The organism is Acidovorax sp. GW821-FHT10E04, from assembly GCF_059415185.1.
The window spans coordinates 1-17,112 of record NZ_JBWKMT010000001.1; the positions used below are offsets into that span (position 1 = coordinate 1).

Here is a 17,112-nt window from a genome sequence, read left to right on the forward strand (position 1 = left end):
ACAGTGAAACGACTTTGCGCCGATGATAGTGCGGGTTCCCGTGTGAAAGTAGGTCATCGTCAGGCTCTTACAGCCCAAACCGCCCTTCTGCTCTGCTGAGTAGAAGGGCGTTTTGCTTTGGGCCGCACGCAAGCACGTTTACATTCAACTAGCTTCTATTTCTCCGCGTTATGCAGCTGCAAGATATTCTGTATTCCCAAGGCTTTGGCACCCGCCGTGTCTGCGCGGGGTTGGTACAGCAGGGCTGGGTATCGGTGCGCGAATCGTCGTCCGGCACCCAGGGTTACGAGCCGTGCACCGACGCGGCAGCCGAGCTGGAGCCGGAAGGGTTGATACTGCGCGTTCAGGGCGTCGATTGGCCCTACCACGCTAAAGCGTATGTGTTGCTGCACAAGCCCGCAGGCACCGAATGCTCTCAAAAGCCTTCGACTTACCCGAGCATCTATACCTTGCTGCCGCCCCCTTTGCGCCAGCGGCCTACGAAAAGTGCGGTTCAAGGGGTGCAGGCTGTGGGCCGGCTGGACCAGGACACCACAGGATTGCTGTTGCTGAGCGATGATGGACAGTTCATTCACCGGATGAGTTCGCCCAAGAAACATGTGGCCAAGGTGTACCAAGTCACCACGAAGCACCCCGTGGATGGCGGACAGATCGCAAAGCTGCTTGCAGGCGTGGTGCTCGACGACGATCCGAAACCGGTGAGGGCAGCGGCCTGCGAGCAAGTGGAGAGCCATCGGCTGGACCTCACGCTGACAGAAGGAAAATACCACCAGGTCAAGCGCATGCTCGCTGCTGTTGGCAATCGCGTGGAGGGGCTGCATCGGTCGCGCATCGGTGCGATGGAGTTGCCATCCGATCTGGCCCCCGGTGCGTGGAAATGGCTCAGCCACGACGAACTGGATTTGCTTGCTCAATCCAATTGAGAGGTAAGAGGAGGGGAGCGCACAGCAGCACCCTCGCGTGTATTCGGTGCTTGGCTGCTTGGAGAATATTCCAATCTGGTGCTACTGGTTGAGGGGTACTCGTGGCTGGATGCACCTGAATCCGGGCCCTCGCGATGCCGGGCCCGGGCCCTTCGAAGCCTGATTTCTTGATCCAAGGCCGTTCTACATCAAGGATGTTACGTGTTCCTGTTCGGGGTATCCGCATGGGCGGCGCTACACTCGAATGCTGTGTTGAAAGTGGTTGTGTGAAGATTTTTTCGATTGCACGCGCATACCTTGCGCTGGGTGGGCTCTGGATGTCGATGGGGGGCGTGCTGGCTGGAGCGCCTCCTTTGTTCGTGCTCAATTCCCTGGAAGCCAACGTCAGCGTCATTGACCCTGCGACCTGGACCGAGACCGTCCGCATTCCCACGGGCAAGGAGCCTCACCATCTCTATCTCACCCCCGACGAGAAGTCGATCATCGTGGCGAATGCGCTGGGTGACACGCTGACGTTCCTGGATCCGCGCACCGCACAGGTCCAGCGCACCGTCCGCGGCATCGTGGACCCTTACCACTTGCGCTTTACACCGGACATGAAGTGGTTCATCACGGCGGCCAACCGGCTCAACCACGTGGACTTCTATCGCTGGGATGGCAAGGAACTGACTCTCGTCCAGCGCGTGGCCACATCCCGCACCCCAAGCCATTTGTGGATCGACAGCCGAAGTACCACGGTGTACTCCACGATGCAGGACAGCGACGAGCTGGTGGCCATCGACATCGCGACGCAGACGATCAAGTGGCGCATCAAAACAGGAGCCATGCCTGCAGATGTCTACGGCAGCGCAGACGACAAGCGCGTGTTCGTGGGCCTGACTGGCAGTGACAGCGTGGAGGTGTTCGACGTTTCCGGACGCGAACCCGTGAGCATCAAGAAAATCAAGACGGGCAATGGGGCGCACGCTTTCCGCGCGGCGGGAGACGGACGGCATCTGTATGTCAGCAACCGCGTGGCCAACTCGATCAGCAAGATCGACATGACGACCCAGCAGGTGGTCGAGTCCTACCCTGTTCCTGGGGGGCCCGACTGCATGGAGGTATCCGCCGATGGCCGTTTCATCTATGTCAGTTCCCGCTGGGCGCGCAAGCTGTCCGTGGTGGATACTGAAACGAAGAAGGTCGTGCGGCAGGTCACGGTGGGCAAGTCTCCCCATGGCGTATGGACGCTGCAGCACGCGCCGCGCTGAACGGCGGGGCTGGCCGTAGCCGGCTTTCCCGGGGTTGGGGGCAGCTTGCCCGCGGGATCAGGAGTGCTATATTTTTTACAGCACTTGGCGCATGCATATCAGGCGCCAATGCCCAAAACGACTGTAAAACTCCTGTTTACCTCACCTTTGACACGGGCCACATGGCCGTGGCGCCCCTGGTCGCGGAGGTTCTGGCGCGCCAGCAGGTGCGCGTGACGTTCTTTGCCGCCAATGAGCGGACCCAGGAAGGCGATGGCAGCCTGGGCGCCCACTGGGCTTCGTGGTGGCGCGCACGCGCGGCAGAAGGGCATGAGTTTGCCTCGCACACCTGGGACCACACGTACTGGCGCGCCGACCTTGGCACGGTAGAAAACCCTTCGTTCCGCGTGCGTCCCTCGGCAGGGCCTCGAGAGGGGCAGGATTTCGTGCTGACGGCCGCCGGGTATTGCGAAGAGATCGCCCGGGCCGCGGACCGGTTGCAGGTGCTGACGGGCAAGACTCCCCTGCCTCTGTTTCGCGCGCCGGGGGGCAAGACATCGCCACGGCTGCTCGCCAGTGCGCGCGCATGCGGCTTCACGCATGTGGGGTGGTCCCCGGCGGGGTTCCTGGGAGACGAATTGCCCAGTGAGAAGGCCAGCAACGCCGCGCTCTTGCACAAAGCCTTGCGCGAGGTGCGCAGTGGCGACATCCTGCTGGCCCACCTGGGCATCTGGTCGCGCAAGGACCCGTGGGCGCCGGCGGTGCTGGAGCCGCTGATCGTGGGCCTCAAGGAGCGGGGGTTTTGCTTTCGCACATTGCGCGAGCATCCTGACTATGCACCCGGGAAGGGGCGCTGAGATCATGGCGGCGGGGATTGTTTGGGTTGTGCACGGCCGCCGCCTGAGCGCAGGCGGGGCCGGCGGTACGGAGGGAGCGTGACGCGATGGGGTGGCTAGGCAACGGGTTTGATGCGGCTCAGCAATGGCTTTTTGAAAGCCTGTTGCAGCCAGCGATGTTCGCCATGGGACTGGGGAACCAGCTTGAAAGCGGCTACGAGGCCGCGGGCTGGATACTGGTGGGTCTTTTGCAGCTCGTGGTGATCGCCGCGGTGATTGGCCCGCTGCAGCGCTGGCGGCCTGTGGAGGCCGTGACCGACCGGGCGACGATCCGCACGGACATTCTCTACACGCTGATTCACCGGCTGGGCCTGTTCCGGCTGGGCCTGTTCCTGGCGGTGGACCCGCTGGCGGATTCGTTCTTCGGCGCCTTGCGAGTGGCGGGCATCAGCACATTCCAGCTCGATGGCCTCTGGCCCGGTATCACCGATGTACCCTGGGTCAGCCTGTTGCTGTATCTGGTGGTGTTCGATTTCGTGGACTACTGGATTCACCGGGGGCAGCACCATTTTGAATGGTGGTGGCGCCTTCATTCCCTGCACCATGCGCAGCGCCAGATGACCATGTGGAGCGACAACCGCAACCACCTGCTCGATGACCTGCTGCGCGACACGATTCTCGTGGTGGTGGCGCAACTCATCGGGGTCGCGCCGGGGCAGTTCATCGCCATCGTCGCCATCACGCAGCTCAGCGAGAGCTTTCAGCATGCCAACGTGCGTCTGTGGTTTGGCCGCTGGGGCGAGCGGCTGTGGGTGAGCCCGCGCTTTCACCGACTGCACCACAGCATTGGGATCGGCCATGAAACCATCAAGCCGCTGCCGGGTGAGGGGGCGAGCGCGGGGCGCGCAAGGTATCGCACCGTCCTGGGCGGCCACAACTTCGGAGTGCTGCTGCCCTGGTGGGACATTCTGATGCGCACCGCCAATTTCGAGCTGCGCTTCGATCCGACGGGCGTGCGCGACCAGGTGGAAGCGGGGCCGACCGGGCAGGTACGGGACTACGGAAAGGGTTTCTGGTCGCAGCAATGGCGTGGCTTGCTGCGGCTGCTCGGCAAGGCTTGAAAGCCCCTGCGGACGGCCAAGACGGTATGCTTGCCGGCATGGGACTTCTGTTTGATTCTTTCTGGCGCGCTGCTGCCTACTGCCTGCGCCCGCGTGTGATTGCCCTGTCCGTGCTGCCGCTCGTGCTAATGGTGGCGCTGGCGCTGGGCTTGGGGTACTTCTACTGGGACGGCGCCGTGCGGGGAATGCGCGCACTGCTGGACGCATCCGCCCTCCTGGCCAGCTTCTGGAGCTGGCTGCAGGGCTGGGGGTTGGGAGATGTCACTTCGGTGGTGGCGCCACTGATGGTGATCCTGGCGGTGGCTCCCGCGCTGGTGGTGGTTTCCCTGCTGGTGGTGGCGGTGCTCATGACGCCTGCACTGGTGGCGCTGGTGGCCGACCGGCGCTTTCCGGCCCTGGAGCGCAAGAAGGGCGGCTCCTTCATCGCCAGCGTGGTGTGGTCGGTCAGTTCCACGTTGCTGGCATTGATCGCCCTGGTGGTGTCGGTGCCCCTGTGGCTGGTGCCGCCGCTGGTGCTCATCCTGCCGCCCTTGATCTGGGGGTGGCTTACTTACCGGGTGATGGCTTTCGATGCCTTGGCCGACCATGCCAGCAAGGAGGAGCGGCAGGCTATTTTTCGCCGCCACCGCAGCAGCCTGCTGGGCATTGGCATCCTGACGGGCTACCTCGGCGCTGCGCCCAGCATCGTATGGGCCTCGGGGGTGGTGTTTGCAGCGGCCTTTTTCATCCTGGTGCCGTTGGCGATCTGGATCTACACCCTCGTTTTCGCATTTTCATCGCTGTGGTTCGCGCACTACTGCCTGGCCGCGTTGGCACGCCTGCGGCAAGAGGCTGCGGGGCCGGTGGCCGCTGAGGCGCCCCCGATCCTTGCGCCGGCGAAGGAGCTGGCGCGCGGACCGGACGCCAGTGCCGAGCCGCCTCCTGCTGCTGCAGCCCCGGCGGCACTCGCAGCGCCTCCGACGCCATCTCCCACCCACGGAACCCCTTCCCCATGACTCCCTCTTTCGGCCTGATCATCGTGGGCGATGAAATCCTGTCGGGCAAGCGCGCGGACAAGCACATGCCCAAAGTCATCGAACTGCTCTCGGCTCGCGGCCTGTCGCTGTCGTATGCGGACTACGTCGGGGACAGCCCGGACCGCATCACCGCGACACTGCGGCGGGCCTTTGCCTCGGGCGATGTGGTCTTCTCCTGCGGAGGCATCGGTGCGACGCCCGATGACCACACCCGCCAATGCGCGGCAAGCGCCCTGGGCCGTGAGCTGGCTCTGCATGCCGAGGCCGAGGCGTTGATCCGCGAACGCATGCAGGACGTTGCGCGGGAGCAAGGTGTGCCATACGAAGCCGAGCGGCCGGACAATGTGCACCGGCTCAACATGGGCGTCTTTCCCGCAGGCGCCCGCATCATCCCCAATCCCTACAACAAGATTCCCGGCTTCAGCTGCGAGGGCGTTGGCGGCGGTGCCGTCCATTTCGTGCCCGGATTCCCGGTCATGGCCTGGCCCATGATCGAATGGGTGTTCGACCACCACTATGCAGACCTGTTCAACCGTGCTCCCCAGGTCGAGCAGTCGGTGGTGGTCTATGGCGCCATGGAGGCAGCATTGACACCTCTCATGGAGCGCATAGAAAAATCGCACCCCGAGATCCGGGTGTTCAGCTTACCCAGCGTGGATCATCCACAATACGGGCGGCACATCGAACTGGGCGTCAAAGGTCCTGCTCCCTTGGTCCCGGCCGCCTGGCAGGATCTCAAGACGGGATTGCACAGTTTTGGTGCGGAGTGTGGCCCTGAATTGGTGCGCAATTTGTGATGCTTGGTGTTGATCGTTGTTGTGCACCTTATTGGTGCAATCTCGCAAATGTCCTATCGGCCTGCAGTCCGTAGTGCTCCTTCATAGTGCGGCGGCTGCACCCAGCTGGCACGCAAACTGCTTTTATTTCCACAAATTCTTTTTTCAACAAGCGCTTTACCCAGGAGAACCTGATGGCCAAGACCGTTGCAGACGTGATGAAGATGGTGAAGGAGAACGAAGTCAAGTTCGTTGACTTCCGTTTTACCGATACCCGGGGCAAGGAACAGCACGTGACCGTGCCGGTGTCCCACTTCGATGAAGACAAGTTCACGTCCGGCCACGCATTCGACGGTTCGTCCGTGGCTGGCTGGAAGGGCATTGAAGCCTCGGACATGCAGCTCATGCCCGACCCCAGCACCGCCAACATCGACCCCTTCTTCGAAGAAACCACGCTGTTCCTGCAGTGCGACGTGATCGAACCCGGTGACGGCAAGGCCTACGACCGCGACCCACGCTCCATCGCCAAGCGCGCTGAAGCCTACCTGAAGGCCTCCGGCCTGGGCGACACGGCCTTCTTCGGCCCCGAGCCAGAATTCTTCATCTTCGACGGCGTGCGCTGGTCCAACGAACCCGGCAAGGTCATGTTCGAGATCGAAGAGTACGAAGCCCCCTGGAACTCGGGCGCCAAGCTCGAAGGCGGCAACCGCGGCCACCGTCCCACCGTCAAGGGCGGCTACTTCCCCGTGCCTCCTGTCGACAGCACGCAGGACATGCGCGCCGAAATGTCCTTGATCCTCGAATCCCTGGGCATCCCGGTCGAAGTGTTCCACCACGAAGTGGCGGGCGCTGGCCAGAACGAAATCGGCACGCGCTTCAGCACGCTGGTCGAGCGCGCTGACTGGACCCAGGTCCTGAAGTACGTGGTCTGGAACGTGGCCAACGCCTACGGCAAGACGGCTACCTTCATGCCCAAGCCCTACGCTGGCGACAACGGCTCCGGCATGCACGTGCACCAGTCCATCTGGAAGGACGGCAAGAACCTGTTCGCGGGCGACGGCTATGCCGGCCTGTCGGACTTCGCGCTGTACTACATCGGCGGCATCATCAAGCACGCACGTGCCCTGAACGCCATCACCAACCCCGGCACGAACTCGTACAAGCGCCTGGTGCCCGGCTTCGAGGCCCCTGTGAAGCTGGCCTACTCGGCCCGCAACCGCTCGGCCTCGATCCGCATTCCTTACGTCGCCAACCCCAAGGGCCGCCGCATCGAAGCGCGCTTCCCCGATCCATCGGCCAACCCTTACCTGGCCTTCTCGGCCCTGATGATGGCCGGCCTGGACGGCGTGGAAAACAAGATCCATCCGGGCGAAGCCGCCACGAAGGACCTGTACCATCTGCCACCCGAAGAAGACAAGCTGGTGCCCACCGTTTGCCACAGCCTGGACCAGGCCCTGGAGTATCTGGACAAGGACCGTGGTTTCCTTACCAAGGGCGGCGTCTTTACCGACTCCATGCTCGACGCGTACATCGAGCTCAAGATGGGCGAAGTCACGCGTTTCCGCATGGCGCCTCACCCTGTCGAGTACGACATGTACTACTCGCTGTAATCGCCTCCCTGCAGGCTGTTGCGCACCAAAAAGGCGGCCTTGGCCGCCTTTTTTCATGGGGCCGGGGAGGCTGGTGAAACCAATCCCGGGGCCGTTGCATCCATGTACAAAGCCCTGCGAGGGCCTGCTGGTGTTGGATTGGCGATGCATGGTGATTGGTGGATACTCCCCTGACCCCTGCATGGCAGTGCGAGGAAACCGAATGAAGAAAACGCTCATCACCCTGTTACTCATCGCCGCGACGGCACCGGCCGCGTGGGCGCAAGACCGCATCTACCGCTGTGGCAACGAATACACCAACAACGCCGCCCAGGCCAAGGAGCGGGGATGCAAGCTGGTGGAAGGCGGCAATGTCACCGTCGTGCAGGGCACCCGGCCGGCGTCGGCGGCCCCGGCGCCCTCGGGCGGCGGCACGCCTGCGGCAACGGCGGCACCTTCGAATGCACCCCGGGCCAACAGCAACGACCAGAAAGCGCGCGATGCCGATGCGCGGGCCATTCTCGAATCCGAACTGCGCAAGGCCGAGGCCCGCCATGCCGAGCTGGTGAAGGAATACAACGGCGGCGCGCCAGAGCGCAATGCCCTCGATTTGCGCAACCCCCAGCGCTACATGGAACGCACGGCGGAGCTCAAGGCCAACGTGGCCCGCAGCGAAAGCGACATTGCCGGCATCAAGCGCGAGATCGCACGCCTGCCGCCCGCCAACTAAGTCACCTTCCTTTTTTCTTGCATGGCACGCGTGTGAGCTCTTCGCCCTTTCCCGACACCCCAGCCACCGACACAGGGCGATTCCATTCGCTGGACCTGATGTCCACCCTGGTGGCCGTGCTGCGCGCCGATGGCGCCGTGCAATTTGCCAATGCGGCACTGGAAAACACGCTCGGCCTGTCGCGCCGCACCCTGGAAGGCGTGGACTTCTCCACCTTTTTCACCGACCCCGCGTTGCTGCAGACCGCGCTGGCAGGTGCCCGGGGCAAGGACTTTGCCGCCTTGCGGTATGAGGCGAGCCTCAAGCGCCTGCACCAGGACCCGGTGCCCGTGCATGTGAACGTTGCCGACGCCGAGCAGGTGGGCGAGATCCTCGTCGAGCTGTGGCCGCTGGAGCAGCAGGCGCGGCAGGACCGCGAGGAGCGCCTGCTCGACCAGGCCCAGGCCAACAAGGAGCTCATCCGCAACCTGGCCCACGAGATCAAGAACCCCCTGGGCGGCATCCGTGGTGCCGCCCAGCTGCTGGAGATGGAGCTCGAGAGCCGCGAGCTCACCGAGTACACCCAGGTCATCATCCACGAGGCCGACCGCCTGCAAAGCCTGGTGGACCGGCTGCTCGCGCCACACCGCCACCCGCACCTGGTGGGCGACGTGAACATCCACGAAGTGTGCGAGCGCGTGCGCTCGCTGGTGCTGGTGGAGTACCCGCAGGGGTTGCGCGTGCAGCGCGACTACGACACGTCGATCCCCGAATTCCGCGGCGACCGCGCCCAGCTCATCCAGGCGCTGTTGAACATTGTGCAGAACGCGGCCCAGGCGCTGACCGACCGCATCGCGGCCGGCGACGCCGTCATCACCCTGCGCACCCGTGTGGCCCGACAAGTAACGTTTGGTCGCCAGCGCTACCGGCTGGCACTGGAATTGCATGTCATCGATAACGGACCGGGCGTGCCCGACACGATCAAGGAGCGTATTTTTTACCCTCTGGTGTCGGGTCGGGATGGCGGGTCAGGGCTGGGGCTCACGTTGGCGCAAACCTTCGTGCAGCGCCATCATGGGTTGATCGAATGCGACAGCGTGCCGGGTCGCACCGACTTCCGCATCCTGATTCCCTTGCCTTGAAAGCGCACGATGGTCCCTGACACGCAACCACAGGGAAGGTAAGAAAAACATATGAAGCCGATCTGGATAGTAGATGACGACCCCTCGATCCGCTTCGTCCTGGAAAAGGCGCTGGCGCGCGAAAACCTGCCCACGCGCAGCTTCACGCACCCGCGCGAGGTGCTCGATGCGCTGGCCGACATCACCGCTGGCGACCCCGCGCGCCAAGGGCCCCAGGTCCTGGTGAGCGACATCCGCATGCCCGGCGGCTCGGGCCTGCAGTTGCTGGAAAAGGTGCGCGAACTGCAGCCTGGGCTGCCCGTCATCATCATGACGGCGTACTCCGACCTGGACAGTGCCGTATCCGCCTTCCAGCGCGGCGCCTTCGAGTACCTGCCCAAGCCCTTCGACCTGCCCAAGGCGGTGGAGCTGATCCGCCGGGCGGTGGAGGAAAGCCAGCGCGAAGAGGTGACGGAAGAGCGCCAGGCCGAGACGCCCGAGATGCTCGGGCAGGCGCCCGCGATGCAGGACGTGTTCCGCGCCATCGGCCGCCTCTCCCAGAGCCAGGTCACCGTGCTCATCACGGGCGAATCGGGTTCGGGCAAGGAGCTGGTGGCGCGCGCGCTGCACAAGCATTCGCCGGTCGCCGACGGGCCCTTCGTGGCCATCAATACCGCCGCCATCCCCAAGGATCTGCTCGAGTCCGAGCTCTTCGGCCACGAGCGCGGCGCCTTCACGGGCGCGCAGACGCAGCGGCGCGGCCGCTTCGAGCAGGCCGAGGGCGGCACCCTGTTCCTCGACGAAATCGGCGACATGCCCTTCGACCTGCAGACGCGCCTGTTGCGCGTGCTGTCGGACGGCCAGTTCTACCGCGTCGGTGGCCATGCGGCCGTGAAGGCCCACGTGCGCGTGATTGCCGCGACCCACCAGGATCTGGAAAAGCGCGTGAAGGAAGGCGGTTTCCGCGAGGACCTTTTCCACCGCCTCAACGTCATCCGCCTTCGCCTTCCTGCGCTGCGCGAGCGGCATGAGGATGTGCCCGTGCTCACGCGCCACTTCCTGCAGCAAAGCGCGCGGCAGCTGGGGGTGGAGCCCAAGCGCATTGCAGATTCGGCCCTCGCGCGGCTCGAGCAGTTTGCCTTTCCGGGCAATGTGCGGCAGCTGGAGAACATCTGCCACTGGCTCACTGTGATGGCACCTGCCCAGGTCATTTCCCTGCAGGACCTGCCGCCCGAAGTGCTGGAAGCCCCCGTCCATCAACCCGTGCCGCGTGCAGGCGCCACCACCGAGCCTGCCGCGCAGCAGCTGCAGCCTTCCGCCGGTGCGCCTCCTCTCCCGCATGCGGGCCCCGTGGCCGCTGTGCCGGCTGAGCGCGTTGGTGGACTGCACCCGCCCATGGCCCCGGCCATTGCGCCAGTCAGCGTGGCCCCCGGGGCGGCCGCCTGGCCGGTGGTTCCGGAGGTGTCCGCGGCGCCGGTTGCGGCCCCTGTCGGCCACGGCTGGGAACAGGCGCTGGAGACCGAGGCGCAGAAACTGCTCGCGGGTGGCCAGCCCGAGGTGTGGGATGCCCTGACGCGGCGATTCGAGTCACGGCTCATCCGCACCGCGCTCGCCGCCACGCATGGCCGCCGCATGGAGGCCGCCCAGCGCCTGGGCATTGGCCGCAACACCATCACGCGCAAGATCCAGGAGCTGGGCCTGGATGCGCCAGATGAAGGGTGAAATTGGCCTGCAGCGCTTTATTTTCAAGCGCTGTATGCTATTAAAAATATAGCGTATTGGTGTGGCTGCGCCTCTTGCAGAAAGGCGCCGGACGGTTCGCATCGCCCCAGCCTGTGGCGAGGGCGCGGCGTGCTGGTCGGTGTCCTACACGCAAGCACTCCATGGACCGACCCGGGGCGGCGGGGGTGAATCCAACAATGAACTCACTGTCAACCAACCGGAGAGCTTCTATGTCGGATTTCAACGATGCCAACCGTGACCCCTTGACCAACGAGCCGGGCGCCCATCCCGTCGGCACCGGCGTGGGGGCCGCGATGGGTGGGGCGGCCGCTGGGGCGGCTGCGGGTGCCTTTGGCGGCCCCGTGGGGGCAGCCATTGGCGGTGTGGCGGGCGCCGTGGCCGGCGGCCTGGCTGGCAAGGCTGCCGCCGAGGCGGTCAACCCCACGGATGAAGACGCCTACTGGCGCGAACGCTACCACCGCGAGCCCTACTACGTGGGTGGCCGCACGTACGACCAATACCGCCCTGCCTACGAACTGGGCTGGTCTTCCGTAGACCGCTACGAAGGCGACTTTGAGGCCGTCGAACCCCGCCTGGCGGACGACTGGCGTGCCCGCCATTCGGACGGCCTGGCCTGGACGGATGCCCGTCCTGCCGCCCGCGCCGCGTGGGACCGCGTATCCGGCGCCCGCATCAACAACGAGCTTCCGCTGGACGTGGCGGACAACGAAGACACGGTGGACGTTCTCAACGATCTGCTGGAATCGGCGCGCGACGGGGAGTATGGTTTCACCGCCTGTGCCGAGCGCGCCAATTCGGCGCAACTCAAGGGGGTGTTCCAGCGCCATGCGCGGGAATGCGCCGCCGCCGCCACCGAGCTGGAAAGCGAAGTCCGCCGCCTGGGTGGCGAGCCGGCCTCGGGCGGTACCGTGGCCGGGGCTTTGCACCGGGGCTGGGTGTCGGTCAAGTCGGCGCTGTCCATCAACGATGACAAGGCGGTGCTGCAAGAGTGCGAGCGCGGCGAGGACGCTGCCGTGGCGCGCTACCGCAAGGCCTTGAAGTCGGCATTGCCCGCTGATGTACGGGCCCTGGTGGAACGCCAGTCCCAAGGGGCGCAGCGCAACCATGATGAAGTGCGTGGCCTGCGCGATTCGTACTCGAACACCTGATCGGATCTGATCGGACCGCCTGCACCCCGGGCTCCGGCCCGTGGTGCATGCAAGGGCCCCCAGCGGGCCCATGGCGCGTCTTCTGCCCTGCATGAACCAGCAAAGGCTGCAAGGAGAAATCCTTGCAGCCTTTGTGTTGTGGCCTGCCCGGCGTGCGCCCTGGCCGGTGGAATTGCTGCGGGCGCGCCGGCAGCAGCGCAGCCGCCTTGCCAACACGTCACGCCATCGTGAGCACCACCGGTGCATGGTCGCTGGGCTGGGGGTTCTTGCGCGGAGCGCGGTCCACCACGCACGCCGTCACCGTCGGGCGCAGGGCCTCGCTCACCAGGATGTGGTCGATGCGCAGGCCCCGGTTCTTCTGGAAGCCGAGCATGCGGTAGTCCCACCACGAATAGGTTTTTTCAGGTTGCTCGAACATGCGGAAGGTATCGGTCAGGCCGAGCGCAACCAAATCCTGGAAGTGCTGGCGCTCTTCCACCGTGTGGTGGATCGTGTCCTTCAGGCCCACCGGGTCGAATGAGTCGCGGTCTTCCGGCGCGACGTTGAAGTCGCCCAGCAGCGCCAGCCGCGGGTGGGCCCGCAACTCCTCGCGCAGCCAACGGTGCAGCGCCGTAAGCCACAGCATCTTGTACGCAAACTTTTCCGTACCGGGGGCCTGTCCATTGACGAAATAACAGTTGACCAGCCGCAACGCGCCGGAGGGGGTGTCCACCGTGGCGGCGATGACGCGGGCCTGTTCGTCCGTGTGGCCCGGGATGTTGCGCACCACGTCCCGCAGGGGATGCCGGCTCAGGATGGCCACGCCGTTGTAGGTCTTCTGGCCGAAGGTCACCGCTTCGTAACCGGCCTCCTTCAGCGCGTCGTGCGGGAATTTGTCGTCGGTCAGCTTGAGTTCCTGCAGGCACAGGGCATCCACCGGATTGGCCTCCAGCCAGGCCAGCACCTGGGGCAGGCGCACCGACAGGGAATTCACGTTCCAGGTGGCTATTTGCATTTTTTGAACAGTAATAGTGAATAAAAACAAGGGCTCCGCACTGACTGCCAGCAGCTGCAGCGGTGGCGGCCGTGGGCGAAGGCTCGCAGCGCGCATCGTACCCATCATTGCTTTCTTGTGGCATCAGGCTGTGCATTGCGTGTCCGACATGGCACTGCGGCACGAAGCGCCCCATCCCCCGGGACCACGGGTATTTGTCCGACGCTTCGCGGCCGCCGTTCCGCAGACACTGGAAATCTGTTCCCGATGGAGAACTCCATGCCATCCATTCACCAGCAAGCGCTGGCTTGCGTTCTGGCCATGGGGGCCGCGGCTGCAGGTGCCCAGGGGGTGAACACTCCTGCGGTGGTGCCTGGCTTGCAGCCTGCGTTGACCCCTGCCTCCACGCCGGTGCAGACGCCGGCCCAGACGCCAGCTCCCCCGCCCGCGCAGACGCCGGCGGAAACACCGGCACCCGCTCCGGCCCTTACCCCTGCACAGACGCCCGATCCGTCGCGCGACCAGACGCCTGCAAAAACCCCGTCAGCCACCCCATAGCCGGGTGCAAGGGGAAAGGGAAGGGCACGTGCCCGCCGAAGAGGGACTCAATCCGCCGCGCGCACGTAGCTCACAAAACTGAAGGGCAGGCCGTTGGTGCTCACATGGTCGCTGCGGGCGGCCTCGGTCCAGGCTTTGCCTAGCACTGGCGCGTGGGCGTCGCCCTCGAAGTCCCGGGCGATCTCGGTCACCTCCAGCCGGTCTGCCGTCGGCAGGGCCTCGGCGTAAATCTGCGCGCCGCCGATCACCCACACCGTCTGGCGGGGATCGCACTGCGCCAGCGCAGCGTCCAGGCTCTCGGCGCGCCGGGCGCCTTCGGCCTGCCAGTCGTGCTGGCGCGTCACCACGATGTTGGTACGGCCCGGAAGGGGGCGAAAACGCGCCGGAAGCGAATCCCAGGTCTTGCGGCCCATCACCACGGGGCAGCCCTGTGTCAGCTGCTTGAAGTGCGCCATGTCCTCCGGCAGGTGCCAGGGCAGGGCGTTGTCCTTGCCGATCACACCGTTGGCGGCGCGGGCGTAGATGAGGTGCACTGGCATGGCGGAACGTCCTTGTTTTTCAGATGTGCAAGGCGGCGAGGGCACCCACGCCCAGGCCCACGGCGGCCACGCCGTACATGCCGTATTCCAGCCATTTTTTCTTGGTGAGCAGCGCAATGGCGGCCAGCGCGATGGCCACCTGCAGCGCCGTGGTGGCCTGGGCCCAGCGGTGGTGCTGGTGCATCTGGGCTTCGCTCTTGCGGTCGAATTCGTGGGCATCGGCCTCGAGCTTCTCGGCGGCCACCTTGATCTCGTTCTTCTCGGTTTCGTAGCGCTCCACTTTGGTCTGGTAGCCGGCCTTGCGGTCATCGGGCGCCAGGTCGCGGGCCAGTTCGGCCAGGGATTGCTTGGTGCTCTTGGACTGGAAGTAGTTCCATTGGTTGGAGGCCTCGGTCTTCTTGATGGCCGCGTCGTTCTTGAGCAGCCCGGCGTTGGCCTGCGTGGCGCCGCCCATGTACGAGAAGATCGCGCCCACCGTGGCCACGATGGCGGTGAACATCGCGATTTTGTTCATGGACGAGCCATTGCCGTTGTTGCCGTGGCTGGCCGTGGCGTCGTCATGGTGGCCGTGGGTGGCATGCTCCACCGCGTGGTCGTGGGGGCCGTGTACGTGAAATCCGCCGGAAGACATGGATGAAAGCTCGTGGTGGTGGTTGTTGGTGGATGCGGGCTGGGCGCTGCTGCACCTGGCCCTGGGGCTCAGGAGGTGTGGGGTCTCAAGAAGGGCTGGTGCGTGATCACACGGCCACGGGGGCCTTGATCGCCGGGTGGCACTGGTAGTCCACCACTTCGAAGTCCTCGTACTGGTAGTCGAAGATGCTGCCGGGGCGGCGCTTGATGTTCAGCACCGGGTAGGGATAGGGTGTGCGCGCCAGCTGCGTTTGCACTTGCTCGTGGTGGTTGCTGTAGATGTGGCAGTCGCCGCCCGTCCAGATGAAATCACCCACATCCAGGTCGCACTGCTGCGCCACCATGTGGGTGAGCAGGGCATAGCTCGCGATGTTGAACGGCACGCCCAGGAAGATGTCCGCACTGCGCTGGTACAGCTGGCAGGAGAGCGTGCCGCGTCCGCCGGGCTCCTGTGCTGGCGCCACGTAGAACTGGAAGAAAGCGTGGCAGGGCATGAGCGCCATCTTGCCGAGCTCGGCCACGTTCCAGGCGCTCACGATGATGCGCCGCGAATCGGGGTTGGTCTTGAGCGTCCTGACCACATCGCTGATCTGGTCGATGTGCCCGCCGTCCGGCGTGGGCCAACTGCGCCACTGCACGCCGTACACCGGCCCCAGGTCGCCGTCCTCGCGCGCCCATTCGTCCCAGATGGTGACGCCGCGCTCCTTGAGCCAGTTGTTGTTGCTCGACCCCGTGAGGAACCACAGCAGCTCCTGGATGATGGACCGCAGGTGCACCTTCTTGGTGGTGACGAGCGGAAAGCCTTCCTTCAGGTCGAAACGCATCTGGTGGCCGAAAACGCTGCGGGTGCCGGTGCCCGTGCGGTCGGATTTTTCCACGCCGTGGGTGAACACGTGGCGCATGAAGTCTTCGTATTGCGAGCGGACGGGGCGGGCGTGTTCGGTCATGGCGGTTGGAAGGCGAAAGACGCGATTTTAGGGGGCGGCTGCCGGCAGGAACCGGCTAAGCTCGCAGACCTTTTCGCCCAGCTGCCCTTTTTAGAAAGAAGCCCCCGATCATGCGCCCTATCTCTCCAGCCCCTTTGTCAAGCGCCGTGCTGGCCGCTCTTGCGTTGGCTGTGCTGCTGCCGGGTTGCGTGGGCACGGTACCCACGGCGCCCACGGCGCTGCGCAAGGTCGCGCGTCCTGTGCCCAACGAGGTACCTGCCGCGCCCGCCAATCCCTGGGCGAACCTGCAAACCCAGGTAGGCAACTATCCGGTCGGGGGCTCAGACTTCCTGCGTGCCGGCCCGCTGGCCGAGCGGCTGCGTGGGCTGCTCGGTCTCGCCAACTACAACGTGCTGCTGGACAACCTGCAGGTGAGTGGGCCGCTGCGGCAAGACGGCTCCATGCTCTACATCACCGGTAACCGGCCGGACGCAGGCGACACGGAGGCTGCCGCCATCGTGGTCCACGCCGCCACCGACTCGGTACGCGTATGGCTGCTGACCGGCGGGGAGGAATGGGACGTGCAGGACCTGGGGACCCCGAAGACCCTGCCGGCCCACGTTACCACGATGATGGAAAACGCGCGGCGCTGAGCGCGCAGCCGGTCTGCCGGATGGCGGCGTGCCCAGGGGCTGGGCGGGAATGTGTTTCTATAATCAAGAATCATTCTCAAAAAGGCCGTCACGCCATGTCTGCCGCTCACCCCCTGCACGCGCTCTACAGCCACCACCACGGGTGGCTGCAGTCCTGGCTGCGCCGGCGGCTCGGTTGTGCCGACGACGCGGCCGACTTGGCGCAGGACACCTTCGTGCGCCTGCTCGCACGGCCCACCGCCATCGCCCCCGACGCGATGCGTGAGCCGCGCGCTTACCTGACCACGGTGGCACGCGGGCTGCTGGTGGACTTCTGGCGCCGGGGCGAACTGGAGCGCGCCTACCTGGCAGACCTGGCCCTGCAGCCCGAGGTGCTGCAGCCATCCCCCGAAGAGCGCCTGGCCGCCGTGCAGATGCTTCACGCGGTCGATACACTGCTGCAGGGCCTGACGCCCAAGACGCGCGCGGCATGGCTCATGAACCGGCTCGACGGTCTCACGCACGCAGAGATCGCCGAGCAGCTGCAGGTGTCGGTGCCCCGCGTGCGCCAGTACCTGGCCAACGCCATGCGCCACGCCTACCACCTGCGTTTTGGCGGCGCGGCGTGAGCAGCGCGGGCTGG

General features: G+C 65.1%; 17 protein-coding genes. 13 read left to right on the plus strand and 4 right to left on the minus strand.

All coding sequences use genetic code 11. The annotated features are described in order from the left end of the window. Positions 1 to 170 precede the first annotated feature (170 nt). From AC07OC_RS00005 to AC07OC_RS00055, 11 genes are all read left to right on the plus strand, one after another. Positions 171 to 923 (plus strand): 16S rRNA pseudouridine(516) synthase, encoded by a 753-nt coding sequence (locus AC07OC_RS00005; RefSeq protein ID WP_218341544.1) that lies wholly within the window; start codon positions 171 to 173, stop codon positions 921 to 923. A 266-nt stretch (positions 924 to 1,189) separates the two neighbouring features. After that, positions 1,190 to 2,173, plus strand: a complete 984-nt coding sequence (locus tag AC07OC_RS00010) for a YncE family protein (RefSeq protein WP_218341545.1) — start codon at positions 1,190 to 1,192, stop codon at positions 2,171 to 2,173. After that, positions 2,146 to 3,009: a polysaccharide deacetylase family protein gene (locus AC07OC_RS00015; protein ID WP_218341546.1), complete on the plus strand. Its 864-nt coding sequence runs from the start codon at positions 2,146 to 2,148 to the stop codon at positions 3,007 to 3,009. Before AC07OC_RS00010 ends, AC07OC_RS00015 begins: the two co-directional genes overlap by 28 nt. 86 nt (positions 3,010 to 3,095) lie before the next feature. Beyond that, complete coding sequence (locus tag AC07OC_RS00020) at positions 3,096 to 4,109, plus strand: sterol desaturase family protein (RefSeq protein ID WP_218341547.1); 1,014 nt, start codon at positions 3,096 to 3,098, stop codon at positions 4,107 to 4,109. A gap of 38 nt (positions 4,110 to 4,147) precedes the next feature. Continuing rightward, positions 4,148 to 5,104, plus strand: coding sequence for an EI24 domain-containing protein (locus AC07OC_RS00025; protein WP_218341548.1), 957 nt, complete (start codon positions 4,148 to 4,150; stop codon positions 5,102 to 5,104). After that, complete coding sequence (locus AC07OC_RS00030) at positions 5,101 to 5,922, plus strand: competence/damage-inducible protein A (protein WP_218341549.1); 822 nt, start codon at positions 5,101 to 5,103, stop codon at positions 5,920 to 5,922. The genes AC07OC_RS00025 and AC07OC_RS00030 overlap by 4 nt, the downstream gene beginning before the upstream one ends. Before the next feature lie 173 nt (positions 5,923 to 6,095). Continuing rightward, complete coding sequence (gene glnA, locus AC07OC_RS00035) at positions 6,096 to 7,511, plus strand: type I glutamate--ammonia ligase (RefSeq protein WP_218297751.1); 1,416 nt, start codon at positions 6,096 to 6,098, stop codon at positions 7,509 to 7,511. A 202-nt stretch (positions 7,512 to 7,713) separates the two neighbouring features. Beyond that, on the plus strand, positions 7,714 to 8,220 hold the full coding sequence (locus tag AC07OC_RS00040; RefSeq protein ID WP_218297750.1) for a hypothetical protein: 507 nt from the start codon (positions 7,714 to 7,716) through the stop codon (positions 8,218 to 8,220). A gap of 98 nt (positions 8,221 to 8,318) precedes the next feature. Beyond that, a complete protein-coding gene (gene glnL, locus AC07OC_RS00045) occupies positions 8,319 to 9,341 on the plus strand; it encodes a nitrogen regulation protein NR(II) (RefSeq protein ID WP_218297761.1) in 1,023 nt (340 codons plus the stop codon). Positions 9,342 to 9,392: 51 nt separating this feature from the next. Next, positions 9,393 to 11,042: a nitrogen regulation protein NR(I) gene (gene ntrC, locus AC07OC_RS00050; protein WP_218341550.1), complete on the plus strand. Its 1,650-nt coding sequence runs from the start codon at positions 9,393 to 9,395 to the stop codon at positions 11,040 to 11,042. A gap of 230 nt (positions 11,043 to 11,272) precedes the next feature. Next, on the plus strand, positions 11,273 to 12,211 hold the full coding sequence (locus AC07OC_RS00055) for a ferritin-like domain-containing protein (RefSeq protein ID WP_218341551.1): 939 nt from the start codon (positions 11,273 to 11,275) through the stop codon (positions 12,209 to 12,211). Between the two features lie 217 nt (positions 12,212 to 12,428). Here AC07OC_RS00055 and AC07OC_RS00060 read toward each other — a convergent pair whose 3' ends face one another. The 4 genes from AC07OC_RS00060 to AC07OC_RS00075 all read right to left on the minus strand — a co-directional run bounded on the left by AC07OC_RS00060 (position 12,429) and on the right by AC07OC_RS00075 (position 15,858). Continuing rightward, positions 12,429 to 13,205: an exodeoxyribonuclease III gene (locus AC07OC_RS00060; protein WP_218341552.1), complete on the minus strand. Its 777-nt coding sequence runs from the start codon at positions 13,203 to 13,205 to the stop codon at positions 12,429 to 12,431. A 584-nt stretch (positions 13,206 to 13,789) separates the two neighbouring features. After that, a complete protein-coding gene (locus tag AC07OC_RS00065; protein WP_218297746.1) occupies positions 13,790 to 14,281 on the minus strand; it encodes a dihydrofolate reductase in 492 nt (163 codons plus the stop codon). 19 nt (positions 14,282 to 14,300) lie between these two features. After that, positions 14,301 to 14,912, minus strand: a complete 612-nt coding sequence (locus AC07OC_RS00070) for a DUF4337 domain-containing protein (RefSeq protein WP_494600298.1) — start codon at positions 14,910 to 14,912, stop codon at positions 14,301 to 14,303. Positions 14,913 to 15,018: 106 nt separating this feature from the next. Continuing rightward, entirely contained in the window at positions 15,019 to 15,858 is an 840-nt protein-coding gene (locus AC07OC_RS00075; protein ID WP_218297744.1) for a thymidylate synthase, read from the minus strand. A 110-nt stretch (positions 15,859 to 15,968) separates the two neighbouring features. Between AC07OC_RS00075 and AC07OC_RS00080 the strand changes: the two genes are divergently transcribed. Both AC07OC_RS00080 and AC07OC_RS00085 read left to right on the plus strand, forming a co-directional pair. Further along, entirely contained in the window at positions 15,969 to 16,490 is a 522-nt protein-coding gene (locus AC07OC_RS00080; RefSeq protein ID WP_218341554.1) for an Ivy family c-type lysozyme inhibitor, read from the plus strand. 95 nt (positions 16,491 to 16,585) lie between these two features. After that, complete coding sequence (locus AC07OC_RS00085) at positions 16,586 to 17,098, plus strand: sigma-70 family RNA polymerase sigma factor (RefSeq protein ID WP_218341555.1); 513 nt, start codon at positions 16,586 to 16,588, stop codon at positions 17,096 to 17,098. The last annotated feature ends 14 nt before the right edge of the window (positions 17,099 to 17,112 follow it).

Coding starts and splice junctions, on each gene's coding strand:
- AC07OC_RS00005 (WP_218341544.1), top strand. CDS start 171: ATGCAGCTGCAAGATATTCTGTATTCCCAAGGCTTTGGCACCCGCCGT.
- AC07OC_RS00015 (WP_218341546.1), top strand. CDS start 2,146: ATGGACGCTGCAGCACGCGCCGCGCTGAACGGCGGGGCTGGCCGTAGC.
- AC07OC_RS00020 (WP_218341547.1), top strand. CDS start 3,096: ATGGGGTGGCTAGGCAACGGGTTTGATGCGGCTCAGCAATGGCTTTTT.
- AC07OC_RS00025 (WP_218341548.1), top strand. CDS start 4,148: ATGGGACTTCTGTTTGATTCTTTCTGGCGCGCTGCTGCCTACTGCCTG.
- AC07OC_RS00030 (WP_218341549.1), top strand. CDS start 5,101: ATGACTCCCTCTTTCGGCCTGATCATCGTGGGCGATGAAATCCTGTCG.
- glnA (WP_218297751.1), top strand. CDS start 6,096: ATGGCCAAGACCGTTGCAGACGTGATGAAGATGGTGAAGGAGAACGAA.
- AC07OC_RS00040 (WP_218297750.1), top strand. CDS start 7,714: ATGAAGAAAACGCTCATCACCCTGTTACTCATCGCCGCGACGGCACCG.
- glnL (WP_218297761.1), top strand. CDS start 8,319: ATGTCCACCCTGGTGGCCGTGCTGCGCGCCGATGGCGCCGTGCAATTT.
- ntrC (WP_218341550.1), top strand. CDS start 9,393: ATGAAGCCGATCTGGATAGTAGATGACGACCCCTCGATCCGCTTCGTC.
- AC07OC_RS00055 (WP_218341551.1), top strand. CDS start 11,273: ATGTCGGATTTCAACGATGCCAACCGTGACCCCTTGACCAACGAGCCG.
- AC07OC_RS00060 (WP_218341552.1), bottom strand. CDS start 13,205: ATGCAAATAGCCACCTGGAACGTGAATTCCCTGTCGGTGCGCCTGCCC.
- AC07OC_RS00065 (WP_218297746.1), bottom strand. CDS start 14,281: ATGCCAGTGCACCTCATCTACGCCCGCGCCGCCAACGGTGTGATCGGC.
- AC07OC_RS00070 (WP_494600298.1), bottom strand. CDS start 14,912: ATGTCTTCCGGCGGATTTCACGTACACGGCCCCCACGACCACGCGGTG.
- AC07OC_RS00075 (WP_218297744.1), bottom strand. CDS start 15,858: ATGACCGAACACGCCCGCCCCGTCCGCTCGCAATACGAAGACTTCATG.
- AC07OC_RS00080 (WP_218341554.1), top strand. CDS start 15,969: ATGCGCCCTATCTCTCCAGCCCCTTTGTCAAGCGCCGTGCTGGCCGCT.
- AC07OC_RS00085 (WP_218341555.1), top strand. CDS start 16,586: ATGTCTGCCGCTCACCCCCTGCACGCGCTCTACAGCCACCACCACGGG.